14 protein-coding genes are annotated in these 15,191 nt (G+C 68.9%); 2 read left to right on the top strand and 12 right to left on the bottom strand.

Features of this window, described 5'->3' with window-relative positions; genetic code table 11:
- Positions 1-42: 42 nt before the first annotated feature.
- Positions 43-1,239 carry an MFS transporter gene (locus MYSTI_RS13195; RefSeq protein WP_015348255.1) on the top strand — a complete coding sequence of 399 codons (1,197 nt, stop codon included), beginning with the start codon at positions 43-45 and terminating at the stop codon, positions 1,237-1,239.
- Between the two features lie 88 nt (positions 1,240-1,327).
- Positions 1,328-1,942 carry an HD domain-containing protein gene (locus tag MYSTI_RS13200; RefSeq protein ID WP_015348256.1) on the top strand — a complete coding sequence of 205 codons (615 nt, stop codon included), beginning with the start codon at positions 1,328-1,330 and terminating at the stop codon, positions 1,940-1,942.
- A gap of 3 nt (positions 1,943-1,945) precedes the next feature.
- Here MYSTI_RS13200 and cysI read toward each other — a convergent pair whose 3' ends face one another.
- The 12 genes from cysI to MYSTI_RS13260 form a co-directional block, all read right to left on the bottom strand.
- Entirely contained in the window at positions 1,946-3,637 is a 1,692-nt protein-coding gene (cysI, locus tag MYSTI_RS13205) for an assimilatory sulfite reductase (NADPH) hemoprotein subunit (protein ID WP_015348257.1), read from the bottom strand.
- A 29-nt stretch (positions 3,638-3,666) separates the two neighbouring features.
- The gene (locus tag MYSTI_RS13210; protein ID WP_015348258.1) at positions 3,667-5,526 is read right to left on the bottom strand and encodes an assimilatory sulfite reductase (NADPH) flavoprotein subunit; all 1,860 of its coding nucleotides are present in this window, start codon (positions 5,524-5,526) and stop codon (positions 3,667-3,669) included.
- Complete coding sequence (locus MYSTI_RS13215) at positions 5,523-7,256, bottom strand: sulfate adenylyltransferase subunit CysN (RefSeq protein WP_015348259.1); 1,734 nt, start codon at positions 7,254-7,256, stop codon at positions 5,523-5,525. Before MYSTI_RS13215 ends, MYSTI_RS13210 begins: the two co-directional genes overlap by 4 nt.
- Entirely contained in the window at positions 7,256-8,173 is a 918-nt protein-coding gene (gene cysD / locus MYSTI_RS13220; RefSeq protein ID WP_015348260.1) for a sulfate adenylyltransferase subunit CysD, read from the bottom strand. The genes MYSTI_RS13215 and cysD overlap by 1 nt, the downstream gene beginning before the upstream one ends.
- Complete coding sequence (cobA, locus tag MYSTI_RS13225) at positions 8,166-8,966, bottom strand: uroporphyrinogen-III C-methyltransferase (protein WP_015348261.1); 801 nt, start codon at positions 8,964-8,966, stop codon at positions 8,166-8,168. The genes cysD and cobA overlap by 8 nt, the downstream gene beginning before the upstream one ends.
- The gene (locus MYSTI_RS13230) at positions 8,963-9,619 is read right to left on the bottom strand and encodes a precorrin-2 dehydrogenase/sirohydrochlorin ferrochelatase family protein (RefSeq protein ID WP_015348262.1); all 657 of its coding nucleotides are present in this window, start codon (positions 9,617-9,619) and stop codon (positions 8,963-8,965) included. The genes cobA and MYSTI_RS13230 overlap by 4 nt, the downstream gene beginning before the upstream one ends.
- 14 nt (positions 9,620-9,633) lie before the next feature.
- Entirely contained in the window at positions 9,634-10,380 is a 747-nt protein-coding gene (locus MYSTI_RS13235; protein ID WP_015348263.1) for a phosphoadenylyl-sulfate reductase, read from the bottom strand.
- A 513-nt stretch (positions 10,381-10,893) separates the two neighbouring features.
- Entirely contained in the window at positions 10,894-12,117 is a 1,224-nt protein-coding gene (locus tag MYSTI_RS13240; RefSeq protein WP_015348264.1) for an alpha-hydroxy acid oxidase, read from the bottom strand.
- Positions 12,114-13,235: a beta-ketoacyl synthase N-terminal-like domain-containing protein gene (locus MYSTI_RS13245; protein ID WP_015348265.1), complete on the bottom strand. Its 1,122-nt coding sequence runs from the start codon at positions 13,233-13,235 to the stop codon at positions 12,114-12,116. The genes MYSTI_RS13240 and MYSTI_RS13245 overlap by 4 nt, the downstream gene beginning before the upstream one ends.
- A 3-nt stretch (positions 13,236-13,238) precedes the next feature.
- Positions 13,239-13,682, bottom strand: coding sequence for a hypothetical protein (locus MYSTI_RS13250; RefSeq protein ID WP_015348266.1), 444 nt, complete (start codon positions 13,680-13,682; stop codon positions 13,239-13,241).
- 32 nt (positions 13,683-13,714) lie between these two features.
- Entirely contained in the window at positions 13,715-14,284 is a 570-nt protein-coding gene (locus MYSTI_RS13255; protein ID WP_015348267.1) for a DEAD/DEAH box helicase family protein, read from the bottom strand.
- Entirely contained in the window at positions 14,281-15,129 is an 849-nt protein-coding gene (locus MYSTI_RS13260) for an AHH domain-containing protein (protein ID WP_015348268.1), read from the bottom strand. The genes MYSTI_RS13255 and MYSTI_RS13260 overlap by 4 nt, the downstream gene beginning before the upstream one ends.
- Between the last annotated feature and the right edge of the window lie 62 nt (positions 15,130-15,191).

A 15,191-nucleotide genomic window follows, 5' to 3' on the forward strand; every position in this document is an offset into this window, starting at 1 on the left:
ATCCAACCTCGACCTGGGAGGCCTCGTCACACGCCGTGGGCCTTGTTCGCATTGACCGCGGGCGCCTTTGGAATCGGCGTCACGGAGTTCGTCATCATGGGCCTGTTGATGGAGGTGGGCACCGACCTGGGTGTCTCCCTCTCCTCGGCGGGGCTGCTCATCTCCGGCTACGCCCTGGGCGTCATGGCCGGCGCTCCCGTCCTGACGGTGTTGACGGGCCGCTGGTCCCGCAAGCACGTGCTGCTGGGGCTGATGGTCATCTTCACCGTGGGCAACGTGGCCTGCGCGCTCGCGCCCACGTACGGCACGCTGATGGCCGCGCGGGTGCTCACGTCCCTCTCGCACGGGACGTTCTTCGGCGTGGGCTCCGTCGTGGCCACGGGGCTGGTGCCCGCGGACCGGCGCGCATCCGCCATCGCCATCATGTTCACGGGCCTCACGGTGGCCACCATCCTCGGCGTGCCGCTGGGCACCTGGCTGGGGCAGTGGCTCGGGTGGCGCGCGACGTTCTGGGCCGTGGCGCTGATTGGCCTCGGCGCGGTGGTGGTGCTCGCCGTCTTCGTCCCTCGCGACACGGAGGAGCGGAAGTCCTCGGACTGGCGCGCGGACATGCGGGCCCTCGGGCGGCGGCCGGTGTTGCTGGGGCTGGTGACGACGGCGCTCGGCTACGCGGGCGTGTTCGCGGTGTTCACCTTCATCGCGCCCATCCTCACGCGGCTCAGCGGCTTCTCGCAGGCGGCGGTGTCACCCATCCTGCTGGTCTTCGGAGGCGGCATGCTGGTGGGCAACCTGGTGGGAGGAAAGCTCGCGGACCGCCAGTTGCTTCCGGCCATCCTGGGCTCGCTCGCGGTGCTGTCCCTGGTGTTGTTCGGGATGACCTTCGTGCTGCACAGCCAGGTCCTCGCGGTCATCGCCGTGGGGCTGTTCGGCGCGGCGGCCTTCGCCACCGTTCCACCGCTCCAGATGTGGGTGCTGGAGAAGGCACAAGGCGCCGGGCAGAGCCTCGCGTCGAGCCTCAACATCGGCGCCTTCAACCTGGGCAACGCGCTGGGCGCGTGGTTCGGCGGACTCATCATCGACCGAGGCCCCGGACTGGGGGCCGTCACCTGGGTGGCCGCGCTGGTGCCGCTGTCGGCCATCCTCGTCGTCCTGCTGTCCCAGCGCCTGGATGCGAGCGACTCCGCGACCTGCTTGCCCGTGTCGAAGGAGCTCGAGTGTCCTTCGCTGGAGGAGGTGTGAATCCTCCCGCGAGGGATGGCTTGCGAGGGTTGAAACGCCGCTGACATCATGGCCGCCGCGCGACGCACGCGCCCTGGGAGGCACCGAGATGGGCGACAGTCCCGTGACACTTCAGGCCGAGGGGATTCAGCGGACCATCGGCTTCATCCTGGAGCTGGACAAGCTGAAGGGGGTGACCCGCAAGGTCAAACCCCTGGGGCTCTCCCGCTACGAGAACTCGGCGGAGCACAGCTGGCAGCTCGCCATGCTGGCCCTGTCGCTGTCACACCACGCGCCAGCTGGCATGGACCTGGACCGCGTGGTCCGGATGCTGCTGGTGCACGACGTCGGCGAAATCGACACCGGCGACACGATGGCGTTCGTGGAGGGCGGGTGGAAGGAGCGCAAGGCCGCCGAGCTCGCCGCGGTGGAGCGCATCTTCGGCCTGCTTCCCGCGCCCCACGGCGAGCGGTTCCTCGCGCTGTGGAAGGAGTTCGAGCAGGGCGAGACGGCGGAGGCGCGCTACGCGCACGCCGTGGACCGCGCGATGCCCGTGCTGCTGAACCTGGCCAATGAAGGGCAGAGCTGGCGGGAGAACGGCATCAGCCACGAGCGGGTGGTGGCGCGCATCGCTCCGCCCATCAAGGCGGGGTGTCCCGCCCTGTGGGAGTACCTGGAAGGCCGGCTGACGGAGGCCCGTCAGCGCGGCTGGTTCGGCGCCTGAGCGTCAGGCGGCCTGGGGTGAGCGGCTGGGAGCGGCGGGGACGTGGCCCGCCCTCACCACATAGTCGCCGAAGCCCTCTCCCCGCAGGCGCTCGCGGGCATACGCGGCGAACAGCGGGTCGAGCACCGCGAGGAGGGTCGCCTCGTCCACGTTCTCCCGGTAGAGGCGGTTGAGGCGCTGGCCTCGGACGTCCCCGCCCAGGTGGAGGTTGTAGCGGCCGGGCGCCTTGCCCACGAGGGCAATCTCCGCGAGGTACGGCCGGGCGCACCCGTTGGGGCATCCGGTGATGCGCAGCAGGATGTTCGCGTCCTGGAGCCCGTGCGCGGTGAGGCGCTCCTCCACGCGCTCCACGAAGGTGGGCAGGTAGCGCTCGGCCTCGGCCATGGCGAGACCGCACGTGGGCAGGGCCACGCAGGCCAGGGCGTTGCGGCGCAAGGGGCTCGCGTTCTTGAACCCGTCCAGCCGGTGTTCCCGGATGAGCGTCTCAATCCGCTCCCGGGCCTCGGGCTGAATGCCCGCGATGACCAGGTTCTGGTTGGGCGTCAGCCGGAAGTCTCCGGTGTGGATGCGGGCAATCTCCCGCAGGCCGGTGAGGTGCGGTGCGTCGGTCCGGTCCGCCACGCGTCCGCTGTCCAGGTGCAGGGTGACGTGCCACCGGCCGTCATGGCCCTCGCGCCAGCCGAAGCGGTCGCCGTTGTGCTCGAAGGTGAAGGGCCGCGCGGGCTCCAGGGAGAAGCCCAGGCGGCGCTCCAGCTCCTGCGTGAACCAGGCGGGGCCTCGGTCCTCCAGGACGTACTTCAATCGGGCCCGCTTGCGATTGCCCCGGTCCCCGAAGTCGCGGTGCATCTTGAGCACCTCCTCGGCCACCCCGAGCATCCGCTCGGGTGGGACGAAGCCGATGACATCCGCGAGCCGAGGGAAGGTGTTGGCGTCACCGTGCGTGGCGCCGAGTCCCCCGCCTACGCTGACGTTGAAGCCCACCAGCGCGCCGTCCTCGATGATGGCGATGTAGCCCAGGTCGTGGGCGAAGAGGTCCACGTCGTTCTCGGGGGGCACCGCGACGGCGACCTTGAACTTCCGGGGCAGGTAGGTGGCCCCGTACATGGGCTCCTCCTCACCACCGGCGACCTTCTCCTCGTCCAGCCAGAGCTCGTAGTACGCGCGTGTCTTCGGCAGCAGGTGCTCGGACAGGCGCACGGCCCAGCTGTAGACCACCTCGTGGAGCCGGGTGTCGGCGGGGTTGGGATTGCACAGGACGTTGCGGTTGACGTCGCCGCAGGCGGCGATGGTGTCGATGAGGGAGGCGTTGATGCGGGCAATGGTCGGCTTGAGGTCTCCCTTGAGGATGCCGTGGAGCTGGAACGCCTGACGGGTGGTGATGCGCAGGCTGCCGTTGGCGTGCTCCCGCGACAGCCCGTCCATGACGAGCCACTGGGCGGGAGTGCAGACGCCACCGGGCAGGCGGGTGCGCAGCATGAAGCTGTAGTCCGGCTCCAGCTTCTGCTGCCTGCGCTCCTCTCGCGAGTCCCGGTCGTCCTGCTGGTAGCTGCCGTGGAACTTGATGAGGCTGGTGTCCGTCGAGGAGATGGCGCCCGTCACCGGGTCCGCGAGGCTCTCCGCCAGCGTCCCGCGCAACAGGCGGCTGTTCGCCTTGATGTGTTCCACCTCGGAAAGAGGCTTGGGTTGGGTGCTCATGTCTTCGCTCTCGTTTCGGGGGGATTCATTCAGTAGACGTCGCGCAGGTAGCGGCGCTCATCGCGCAGACTCTTGAGCCAGTCCTCGGCGGCCTCGCGGCTCCGGTCGCCGTGCTGGGCGACGACGTCGACCAGCGCCTCGTGGACATCGGGGGCCATGCGCTGCGCGTCGCCGCACACGTAGAGGGATGCTCCTCCCTCCAGCCACGCGAAGAGCTCCTTGCCCTGCTCGCGCAGGCGGTGCTGGACGTAGACCTTCTCCGCGGTGTCGCGGGAGAAGGCGACCGAGAGCCGGTGGAGCGTCTTCTTCTTCAGCGCCTCCTGCCACTCCGTCTGGTAGAGGAACTGGCTGCGGAAGTGCTGCTCTCCGAAGAAGAGCCAGTTGCGGCCGCGTGCGCCCACCTCGGCGCGCTCCTGGACGAAGGCCCGGAAGGGCGCGACGCCCGTGCCGGGACCAATCATCACCACGTCGCGGCTGGAGTCCTCCGGAAGCCGGAAGCGGTCATTGCTCTCCACGAAGACGCGGACGGTGTCCTCCTCCGTGCCTCGCGTGGCCAGGTGGTACGACGCGTTGCCCAGGTGGCGCTCACCGAAGGCGGTGTAGTCGACCACCGACACCGTGAGGTGGGCCTCCGCGCCCACCCGCTTGGGACTGGAGGCAATCGAATACAGCCGAGGCGTCTGCTTGCGCAGCGCGAGGACCAGCTCCTTCGCGCCCCACCGCGCGGGGTGCTGACGGAGCATGTCGATGACCTGATGGCTCTTCAGCAGCGCGCGGAAGGACTCCACACCCGAGGGGGACAGCAGGGTCTGAAGCGCGCTGCTCTCCGCGAGCGAGGCGTGGCGCTCCAGGAAGGGACGGCTCAGCCGGGTCAGCTCCAGCTCATCCGTGAGCCAGCGCGACAGGGGCAGCGTCTTCCCATCGCGCGTCACCGTCTCGGCTCCGTCCAAGCGCTGCTGCGTCAGCACGGCCTCCACCAATTCGGAGGCGTTGGGGGCCCAGACCCCCAGCGAGTCGCCGGGGAGGTACTCCAGGCCGGAGCCCTCGAGTGAGAGCTCGACGTGGCGGACATCCTTGAGCGCGCCTCGGCCGGTGATGCGTTGGTTGACGAGCACCGCCGCGCTGAAGGGCGCCTCCTTTCCCACGGTGGGGAGCGAGGGCGCTCCTCGCAGCGGGACGACGGTGGCGACGGCGGGCGCACGAGGCTCGACCGCCTCCCGCGTGCGGGCGAGCGTCTGGTCCAGCCAGCCCGCGGCGATGGGCTCGAAGTCCAGGTCGCAGTCCGCGCGCTCCGTGAGCCGCGTGGCGCCCAGCTCCACCAACCGCGCGTCGAGCACCCGTCCGACTTCGCAGAACTTCGGATAGCTGGAGTCGCCGAGCCCCAGCACCGTGAAGCGCAACCCCTCCAGGCGAGGGGCCCGCTTGGCGAGCAGGAACTCGTAGAACGCGCGCGAGTCGTCGGGCGGGTCTCCGTCTCCCTGCGTGCTGATGACCACGGCGAGGAACTTCTCTCGCGCCAGCTCTCGCACCGGGTACTCGCTGGCCCGGAGGAGCCGCACCGGGAGGCCCGCGCCCTCCGCCTGCCGCTTGAGCCGCTCCGCGAGGTGACGGCTGTTGCCCGTCTGGGTGCCGTAGACGATGGTGAGCGGCGATGTGGGGGCTTCCGGGGCGGGCGCGGGAGGCTCCACCGAGGTGATGGGGACAGCGAGCACGGCGGCCGTGCCCGTGCGGACGGCGAGGCCCGCGGCATAGCCGCTGAGCCAGTGCAGGGCCGCCGGGTCCAACCCCTCCACGAGGCGCAGCAACTGCGTGCCCTTCTCCCCACCCAGCACCGCGTCGACGAAGGGCGGCGCGGGTCTTGGGAGGACACCGGGGGATGGGGCGCTCATGACTTGTTCTCCCGCGTCGAGGCGAGGCGCTCGGTCCAGCGCTCCACGGATTCGGATTCCTCCAGCTCCCACCAGCCCGTGCCCGCGTCGCGCGTCTCCTCGCGCAGCGTGCGGCGGACCTGGGGCGCGTGGGCCTGCACCAGCACGAGCAGGCCCGCGCGTGCCAGGGCCTGCGCCACCTCCACGTCGCCGTTGACGGTGGCGACATGCAGGCCCCGGTCGAACAGCGCGCGCTCCAGCGCGAAGGCGCGCTGCTCGCTGTCGGGCGTGGCGGGGAGCAGGACGACGGCGCCGGACTGGCCCAGGTTCTTCCACCGCTCATCGCGGCTGACCTGGGACTGCGCGCCGCGCGACGTGGTCTCCGCGGGGCCGAGCACCATGCCCGCGCCCACGGTGTCGTGGGTGAGCGCGTCGATGACGATGAAGGCGCCCGTGCGGCGGTTCTCCTGGTACGGGTCGCACAGCAGGGGACGCCGGCAGAGCAGGCGCACCCGGCCGATGTCGTTGAGCGAGAGCGACTCCGCGGGGACCTCCGCCAGGTCCTCCAGCTCCTTGCGCCACAGCACGCGCTCGATGTTCGCGGGCGCGGTGCGCGTGGCCTGCTTCACCAGGTAGCGGCGCGTCGCGTCCAGCGGCTGCTCACCGAACCACACCAGCATCGCGTCGAGGTGCTGGAGGGCCAGGGGCGGCTGATTCACGTGGGCCAGCACGTCACCCCGGCTGGCGTCCACTTCGTCCGTCAGCCGCAGCGTGATGGAGGCCGTGGCGGAGGCCTCCTCGCGAGGACCATCGAAGGTGTCGATGGCCTCCACCCGGGTCTTGCGCCCCGAGGGCAGCACCTGCACCTCGTCCCCCACGCGCACGGTGCCGGAGGCCACCTGTCCGGCGAGCCCGCGATAGTCCTGGTGGGGACGCAGCACGTACTGGACGGGGAAGCGGAAGGGCGCGCCGTCGAGCCGACGTTGATGCGGCAGTGACTCCAGCCAGGACAGCAGCGTTCCGCCGTCGAACCAGGGCGTGCGCGGGCTGGAGCGGGTGATGTTGTCGCCCCGGCTGGCGCTGACGGGGAACAGCCGCACGCCCTCGAAGCCGAGGGTGAGGGCGAAGTCCGCCAGCTCCGTGCCGATGCGCTCGAAGGTGGCGCGGTCGTAGCCCACCAGGTCCATCTTGTTCACCACCACCGCGAGGTAGGGGATGCCCAGCAGCGAGGCGATGTACGCATGCCGCCGCGTCTGCGGCAGCACGCCCAGCCGCGCATCCACCAGGATGACCCCCGCGTCCGCGGTGGACGCGCCCGTGGCCATGTTGCGCGTGTACTGGAGGTGCCCCGGCGTGTCCGCGATGATGATCTTCCGCCGTGCCGTGGACAGGTACCGGTAGGCCACGTCGATGGTGATGCCCTGCTCCCGCTCCGCACGCAGACCATCGGTGAAGAGCGAGAAGTCGAGCTCCTCCTCGTCACCCGCGCCCGCGGCGGCCTTCAGGCCCTGCGCGAGCACCTCGGGAGGAACCTCCGTCCGGGCCGCGGCCCGCTTCGCGCTGGCGCGGCGCACGGCGGAGATCTGGTCCTCGAAGAGTCCGTCGCATTCGTAGAGGAGACGACCGATGAGCGTAGATTTGCCATCGTCCACGGAGCCCACCACGGCGAGCCTCAGCAGCGCGCGGTTGGAGTGCTCGTCGAGGAGCTGCTGCACGTCGGAGGGGAGTGCGGCTTGGAGTGCGGTGTCCATCAGAAGTATCCCTCGCGCTTCTTCAGCTCCATGGAGCCTTCTTCGTCGTGGTCGATGAGCCGGCCCTGCCGCTCGGACTGCCGCGCGTGGACCATCTCGTGGATGACGGCCTCCACCGTGGTGGCGGAGGATTCGATGGCGCCGCTGAGCGGGTAGCAGCCCAGCGTGCGGAAGCGCACCTTGCGCAAGGTGGGGCGCTCACCGGGACGCAGGCGCATGCGCTCGTCGTCCACCATCAGCAGCGACCCGTTCCGGTCGATGACGGGGCGCTCGGCGGCGAAGTAGAGCGGCACCACGGGGATGCGCTCGCGCAGGACGTAGTGCCACACGTCCAGCTCCGTCCAGTTGGACAGGGGGAAGACGCGCATGCTCTCGCCCGCGTCCACGCGCCCGTTGTAGAGGTTCCACAGCTCCGGCCGCTGCCGGCGCGGGTCCCACTGGCCATGCTTGTCGCGGAAGGAGAAGACGCGCTCCTTGGCGCGGGACTTCTCCTCGTCGCGGCGGGCGCCACCGAACGCCGCGTCGAAGCCGTGCAGCGCGAGCGCCTCCAGCAGCGCCTGCGTCTTCATCGCGTGGGTGTACTTCTGGCTGCCATGGTCGAAGGGGTTGATGCCCTCGGCGAGCGCCTTGCGGTTCTGGTGGACGATGAGCCGCAGCCCGTGCCGGGCCACGAAGTTGTCCCGGAACGTGTACATGTCCCGGAACTTCCAGGTGGTGTCGACGTGGAGCAGCGGGAAGGGCAGCGGCGCCGGGTGGAAGGCCTTGCGCGCCAGGTGCAACAGGACCTGTGAGTCCTTGCCGATGCTGTAGAGCATCACCGGGTTGGCGAACTCCGCCACCGTCTCCCGGAGGATGTGGATGCTCTCCGCTTCCAGCTCCTGGAGATGGGTGGAGCGTGCGTGGATGGTGTCAGTCATTTCCTGCCTCCGCGAATCGGGGAAGCACTTCCCCCGCGCTTGAATCTCTTCGGGTGGTGAGTGAGTGGAGCCGGGCGCGCAGCGCGACGACCTCTCCGACGACGAGCAGCGAGGGAGAGCCCAGCCCCGCCTCGCGCGCCTTCTCGGCCACGTCCGACAGGGTGCCCTCCACCACGCGCTGGTGCTCCCAGGTGCCGGCCTCCACCAGCGCCGCGGGGGTGGACGCCGCGCGGCCCGCGGCGACGAGCGCCGCCGTGGTCTCCTCCAGGCGCTGGCCCGCCATGAACATCACCAACGTCTGGGCACGCGCGAGGAAGGGCCAGTCCGGTGTGCCATTCACGCGAAACCCCGTGGCGAACGTCACCTCACCGGACACGTCTCGATGCGTGACGGGGATGCCCGCGGCCGAGGGCGCGGCGATGCCGGCGGAGAGGCCCGGGACGACTTCATACGGGATGCGCGCGGCCTCCAGCGCCAGGGCCTCCTCGGCGCCTCGGCCGAAGACGAACGGGTCTCCTCCCTTGAGCCGGACGACGGTGCGGCCCAGCCGCGCCTGGGTGACGAGCAGGGCGTTGATGTCCTCCTGCCGCACGGACTCTCCGCCCCCCTCCTTGCCCACGTAGATGAGCCGCGCATGTGGACGTGCGTGCTCCAGCACACCGGGGTGGATGAGGCGGTCATGCACCACCGTGTGCGCCTCGCGCAGCAGCCGCGCCGCGCGCAGCGTGAGCAGCTCCGGGTCTCCCGGGCCTGCCCCCACCAGGTACACGCACCCTCTTGACGACTCCTTCATGTCGGTTCTCCAGATGACTTCCATGTCTTCAGTTCCGAGCGCAGCCGCGTGAAGACGGCTCCGCGCTCACCGCGCGCCCGCAGCGCGCCCAGCTCTCCGTCCACCAGTCGCTTCAGCAGGTGCTGCCGTCGGGGGCCTCGCGGCAGGTGCCGCCGGAGCCACCCGCTCAGCCGCGCGAGCCAGACATGGTGGGATGCGATGTGTGCTCCCAGCTCCCGCCGCAGGTGTCGGGCGAGCGCGGGGGCATGGCCTCCGGTGGAGATGGCCAGGGTGATGGGCCCTCTTCGCTCGACCGAGGGCAGCGTGAAGTCGCACAGCTCCGGCTCATCCGCGGTGTTCACCCACTGGCCCGCGGCGCGTGCCTCGGCCACGAGCTGGTGGTTCACCTCGGCGTCATCCGTCGCGGCGAGCACCAGCGCGTGGCCTCGGGTGTCTCCCGTGCGATAGGTCCGTGGCTCCCACTCCAGCCGCCCCTCGGAGGCGAGGCGCTGGAGGGTGTCGGTGAGGGTGGGCGCGATGAGGTGGAGCCGCGCGCCCGCGTCGAGCAGGGCCAGGGCCCGCCCTTCGGCGACGGGGCCGCCGCCCACGAGCAGGACGCGGCGCCCCTCCAGCCGGAGGCTCACGGGATAGTCGATGGCGGTGACGGTGCTCATGGGCGGGGGCGGCGTCACCGGACGGGGTGGAGGCCGCATTCGCTGTGCTCGCGCGACTCCCACCACCAGCGGCCCGCGCGCTCGTCTTCGTACGGCTTCACCGCTCGCGTGCAGGGAGCGCAGCCGATGGACGCGTAGCCCCGGTCGTGCAGCGTGTTGTAGGGGACGCCGTTGTCCCGGACGTAGGCCCACACCTGCTTGCGGCTCCACGCGGCCAGCGGGTTGAGCTTGAGCAGCCCGCCGTGCTCGGCGTCGTATTCGACGACGGGGACCTTGTTGCGATTGAGCGACTGCTCACGCCGAAGTCCCGTCACCCAGCCGTCGCGGCCCTGCAGCGCGCGGCGCAGGGGCTCCAGCTTGCGGATGGCGCAGCACTCCTGGCGCGCCTCCAGGCTCCGGCGGAACGAGAAGTAGCCCTGCTCCGACTCCAGGGCCTCGACGCGCGTCCGGTCCGGGAAGAAGGTCTCCACCGTGACGCCGTAGCGGTTGCGGGTGACCTCGATGATCTCGTACGTCTCGGGAGGGAGCCGGCCCGTGTCGAGCGTGAAGATGCGAAGGCTGGGGGCGTGCTTGCGGGCCAGGTCGATGAGGACCATGTCTTCCACGCCGAAGCTCGAGGCGATGGCCGCGCGCTCACCGAGCTGTTGCTCGACCCAGGCGAGGACCTGCTCCGCGGGCGCGGCCTCGAAGGGCGCGGCCGCTGCGAGCAGGTCCTGGGGCGTACGGGCGAGGGTGGAAGAGGGAGACGGCTTGGCGGACACGATGGACTCCAGGGGATGAAAAACAAAAAGGCCCGCGCCTCTTTCGAGGGCGGGCCGCGCGAGCTGGGGAAGTGGAGGTCGGGAGACGCTATCCACTCCTCGAGGCTCGGAGCCCGCCCGGAGGCGGACACACGACGCACGCACACGCCAGACAGCGGATGGCCTTCACGTCAGCGCGCGCGAGGGCGAGCGCCGCGAGGGGCGCGGGCTGCATCGCGTGGAGCTGGGTGGAGGCGAGGCGCATGGACGGGAGCCAGGAAGAGACGGAGTGAGGATGAAGGAAGGAGACCCGGACCTCTGGAGGGAGGTGGGTCTGGGTGAGGCGCGTGGGGCTCAGGGAGCTTCCGGTGCGCGCTTCAACAGCCCAGGCCCGAGAGGGCACAACAGGCACACGCCCGGCGGCAGCAGCGGCGAAGCAGCGCGGCCATCGGGGTGGAAGTCATCAGCACGGAGCGCAAGCTATCGGCTGTTGCCTCTTGCCGTCAACCGGCGCTTCCCGCCCGGCAGGTGTACTCAGGTGTCGTGTGTCCCACCCACCGGCCTCATGGAGGTGGGTGTCGCTCCGTGCCGCTGCGACGTGCGGGGTTCGAGTGAGGCGGGGGCGTCGACGCGCAGCGCGGTGCGGTCCAGGTCGCTGAGCCGGGGCCTTCCGAGCAGGGCGAGCGTGCGGTCGAGCTCGGAGGTGAGGAGGTCGAGCGCGAGCTCCACGCCTGCCTGTCCATCCGCGGCCAGCCCGTAGAGGAAGGGGCGTCCCACCATGCAGGCGCGTGCGCCCATGGCGATGGCCTTGGCGATGTCGGAGCCTCGGCGGATGCCGCCATCGAGGATGACCTCCGCGCGTCCCTCCACCGCGTCGACGACTTCCGGGAGGAGGTCGATGGCGGCGGGGAGGAAGTCGAGCTGTCGGCCTCCGTGGTTCGAGACGATGAGGGCTTCGACGCCGAGCGACACCGCGCGCCGGGCGTCCTCGGGGTTCGTGATGCCCTTGATGACGAGGGGGCCGGGCCAGTGGGAGCGAAGCCACTCCACGTCCTTCCAGGTCACGGAGGTGTCGAACTGGTGATTGGTGAAGCGTGCGACGCCCACGGCGTCGGTGCGGGTGAGCGCGGGGTGGCCGACGAAGTTGCCGAAGGTGGCGCGAGGGCTGGAGGACATGCGGAGGACCCAGCCGAGGTGGCGCAGGACATCCAGCACGTTGGCGAAGTGGATGCGGGGCGGGACGGTGAAGCCGTTGCGCCGGTCCTGTTCGCGGTTGCCCATGACGGGCACGTCGACGGTGAGGCAGAGCGCGCGGTAGCCCGCCGCCTTGGCTCGGTCGAGGAGGGATTGGGTGACGCTGCGGTCCTTCCAGATGTAGAGCTGGAACCAGAGGGGCGTGGACGCGGCGGCGGCGACCTCCTCGATGGTGCCGATGGACATGGTGCTCAAGGTGAACACGGTGCCTCGGCTCGCCGCGGCCTTCGCGGCCAGCTCCTCGCCTCGGGGCGCGAGCAGTCCCGCGAGGCCCGTGGGCGCCAGGACGATGGGCGTCGCGAGAGGTTCACCCAGCAGCGTGGTGGAGTGGTCGATGGCGCTGACGTCGACGAGGGCGCGTGACCTGAAGAGGTAGCGGTCGAAGCTCTGGCGGTTGGCGGTGACGGTGTAGCCGTCGTCGGAGAAGCCCTCGATGTAATCGAAGACGGTCCGGGGCAGCCGCCGCTGTGCTCGCTGACGCAAGTCCTCGATGCTGACAGTCACGCGTGCTCCGTGGGGTGTGGGCTTCTGGCGAGGATAGCAGCACGGGTTGGCCCCGGCTCCTGTCGTGAACCCAGGAGCACGGCGCCTCGTGCCTCCCGGTCCGAGGAGGACCATACGAGGATGGGGCCCTGGTGGTACCCCTTGGCGAGGCCCATCGCCGCGAGCCCTGACATCAACGGGCCAAGCGCGGCTCCTGTGTCGCCCATGAACTCGACGGGATGATCGACCCGCAGTGGCTCCGCGAACCGCCGACCGTGCCGGACGTAGGAGACGCCCCACTCCTTGGCCCAGAAGTGCTCCCCATTGAAGCTCCCGTAGACGTGGCGGATCCTCGGTGTGCTCGAGGCGTCACTTGCGAAGAGCTGGCGAAAGGCCTGGGACAGCCCGTCTCCTCGATAGGGGAGGTCGCTGTAGCGATGGCCCTCTTCCGTGCCTGTTCCCACCCCGAGGATGTGCGCGAGTGGGGCGCGCTGCTGGCGGCGCGCTTCTCCCGGCGCACCGAGGAGCAGAAACGCCGCTCCCTCTCCGGGGAGAAACCCCTCGGTCGCGCGATCAACGAGGAGTCGCTCCTCCTGGTCCAGCCCCGTGAGCCGGCGCAGGTCCAGGTACGTGTCGACGCCCCCCACGAGCGCGGTGCTGATACGGCCGCCGCGCAATGCCTGGCACGCGCTCGCCAGCGCGACCATTCCACCGGCTCTTCCTTGCTGAAAGACCTGGCTCTGCCGCAGGTCGAACTCCCTTCCGAGCTGCACCTCCAGATGCGCGAGGAAGGTGTCACCGATGGGGGCCTCCGTGGGCCTCATGGGTTCGGGCAAGGCCAGGAACAACGGGGCGGGCTCGCCATCTGGGATGACTTGAAGCAGTGCCCGTGTCGCCAACCGGAGCATGCGTCGGTGGCGCGCGGTCAGGCCGGTTCGAGGGAGCCTCGGGTCACTCGTCAGGGGTGGTAGGAGTTCCTCCGCCAGGAAGCCTGCCCGTAGGGAGCGAAACCGCTTGTCCTGGATGTCTGACTCGCGGATGCGAGAGATGCCCGCGCGAACCGCCGCGGCGGTGGTCTCCGCCGAAAGACCCACTGGTGTCATCATTCCGGCAGCGAGGATGTCCGCGAGTCCAGCCATGGGTCACTCCGGCTTGAGACGCTCCGCCAGGTTGGGGACCCAGGAGGGGTCACTGCGGTGTTTGACGCCTAGGCGCATGCGGGATTGCCAGTCTCGCGACCCGATGGGGGGCATCCAGTCGGCGACATAGGGCCGAATCAAGGGACCGCTGTCCATGCCGTCCTCTCGCAGCTTCTTGACCTCTCGCCACGAGGCGGCACACGAGTCCCTGAGTTCCTCCAGGTCGAGCGTCGCGAGGTCGATGTCCATGAGGGCGATGTTGCCAAGACCGTGTTCTCCCAATTCGGTCAGTATTCCGTCCAAGGCGCTGACGATGGCCTCGTGTAAGGCCAGACGTTCCGCGCCCTGGGCTTTCGGAAGCACGCTCAATGCCGTTTCGTAGGTCTTGAACAGGACCGAGAGGTCCCGCATTGCGAGCAGCGTGTAGACTTCATGAACGAGATTCATGGATTCCTCGTTGGGTGGTTGGGATTGCAGACTCACCCAACCCACTCTTCAGGGGGCACCAGCTCCAGGCCGAAACCACCCAGAGCCATCAGCCCATCGGCCACTGACTCGTGCACCACGATGCCAGAGACACACTCCGCCAGTCTGAAGAAGAGGAGGTCTTGGGCCTTCGAGGGTTCAATGGTCAGACTGTCAAAGTCCATGTCCAGGCGGCCTGTTCCCGATGGGTCCGAGTAGTGCGACTTCGACAGGTCCGCAGCCATCACGGCACCCAGGACATTGAACGCGACATAGTCCTTGTCGATGATGCCTGTGTCCGCATGTCGGATCTCGACGGGATATGCATCGATGTTATCGACACCCAATTCCTCGAGCACTTGGAATACGTCCTTCCGGAGCAGCGGCATCGGTGAGGCATACATTGTTTTCTTGACCCCGCTGGTTTCGGGGTCCCAGTCCAACTCGATGGTCGCGTGCGGCGGGCTGAGAAAGCTGGCGCCAGTGAGCCAACTGTCGATGCCCTCGATGGCGGGGTGTGGCCTGATGGCGAAGGCGGTCTTGTCCTCTGGGATCAAGCACTCCAACATGAGGTATCGGGTCATCCTCGGTTTCTCAAGGAGAGCTGGCGCGAGTCGTTGGCGAATGCTCGCGCATGAGGTGAGGTGTAGACCGGTGGACGCCAACCTGCGGCAGGGCCGGTGAGAAGTCCGGCCAGGCGACTGGAGACCTGGTTGAGGCGATGAACCAGGATATACGGTGGTGGCAATTTCCCGCCGTTCTTCTTGGCCTTCTGGCACTGGCTGCAGTTGTAGTTCTTGATGGTCGCGAGGTTCGCCTGGATTTTGTCGAGGATCTGCACAACGAAAGAGCTGTAGCCAGTGGCCTGCGTGTGGTCGTCGTGGAACTGGACGAGGGCCTTCTCCATGACGGCCTGAGTGTAAAGGCTCACGACGGATGCAACCTCTCTGTTGCCCTCCTTGCTGAGCGCGGAGTATCTGTGTTTCTTGGTGGCGGAGGGCAAGACAGGCATATTCTGGGAGAGTGCATGATGTGTTGGGAGCCAGATGCCGTTCTCGCGGCCGTTGACCCCATAACCGATATCACTGCTGATGACGCTCCCACCCTTTACATAGTCAATGAGTCTGCTCTGGGGCAGGGAGGCCTCACCGGGGATCAGATGATGAGCCGCAACCGAGAATGGCATGCGGACAGAGTTACCGAGATGGTCCAGTGCCAGGTAGACCTCGTAGGGCTCCTGGATGGCTGAGGACGCGGCCTGCTTGTCGACGCTGATCTTCTTGGGTTCAAACTTGCCGGAGGAGTCGTCCCAGAGTCGGCTGCTCGTGCCATTCTCCATGCGGGTGCCGAGCTTTGCTGGATCCGTGTCGAGCTCGTTGGTGACTGTCCCTGCCTTGCCATGACTGAATGGACAGTTCCAGTCGTCCACGTCTACGTCCGCGACGGCTACTGGTTCGCCTATCTCCATGAAGTCGCCCCCGGCTGCCTGGA

The sequence above is a fragment of the Myxococcus stipitatus DSM 14675 genome, assembly GCF_000331735.1.
Classification (GTDB): Bacteria; Myxococcota; Myxococcia; order Myxococcales; family Myxococcaceae; genus Myxococcus; species Myxococcus stipitatus.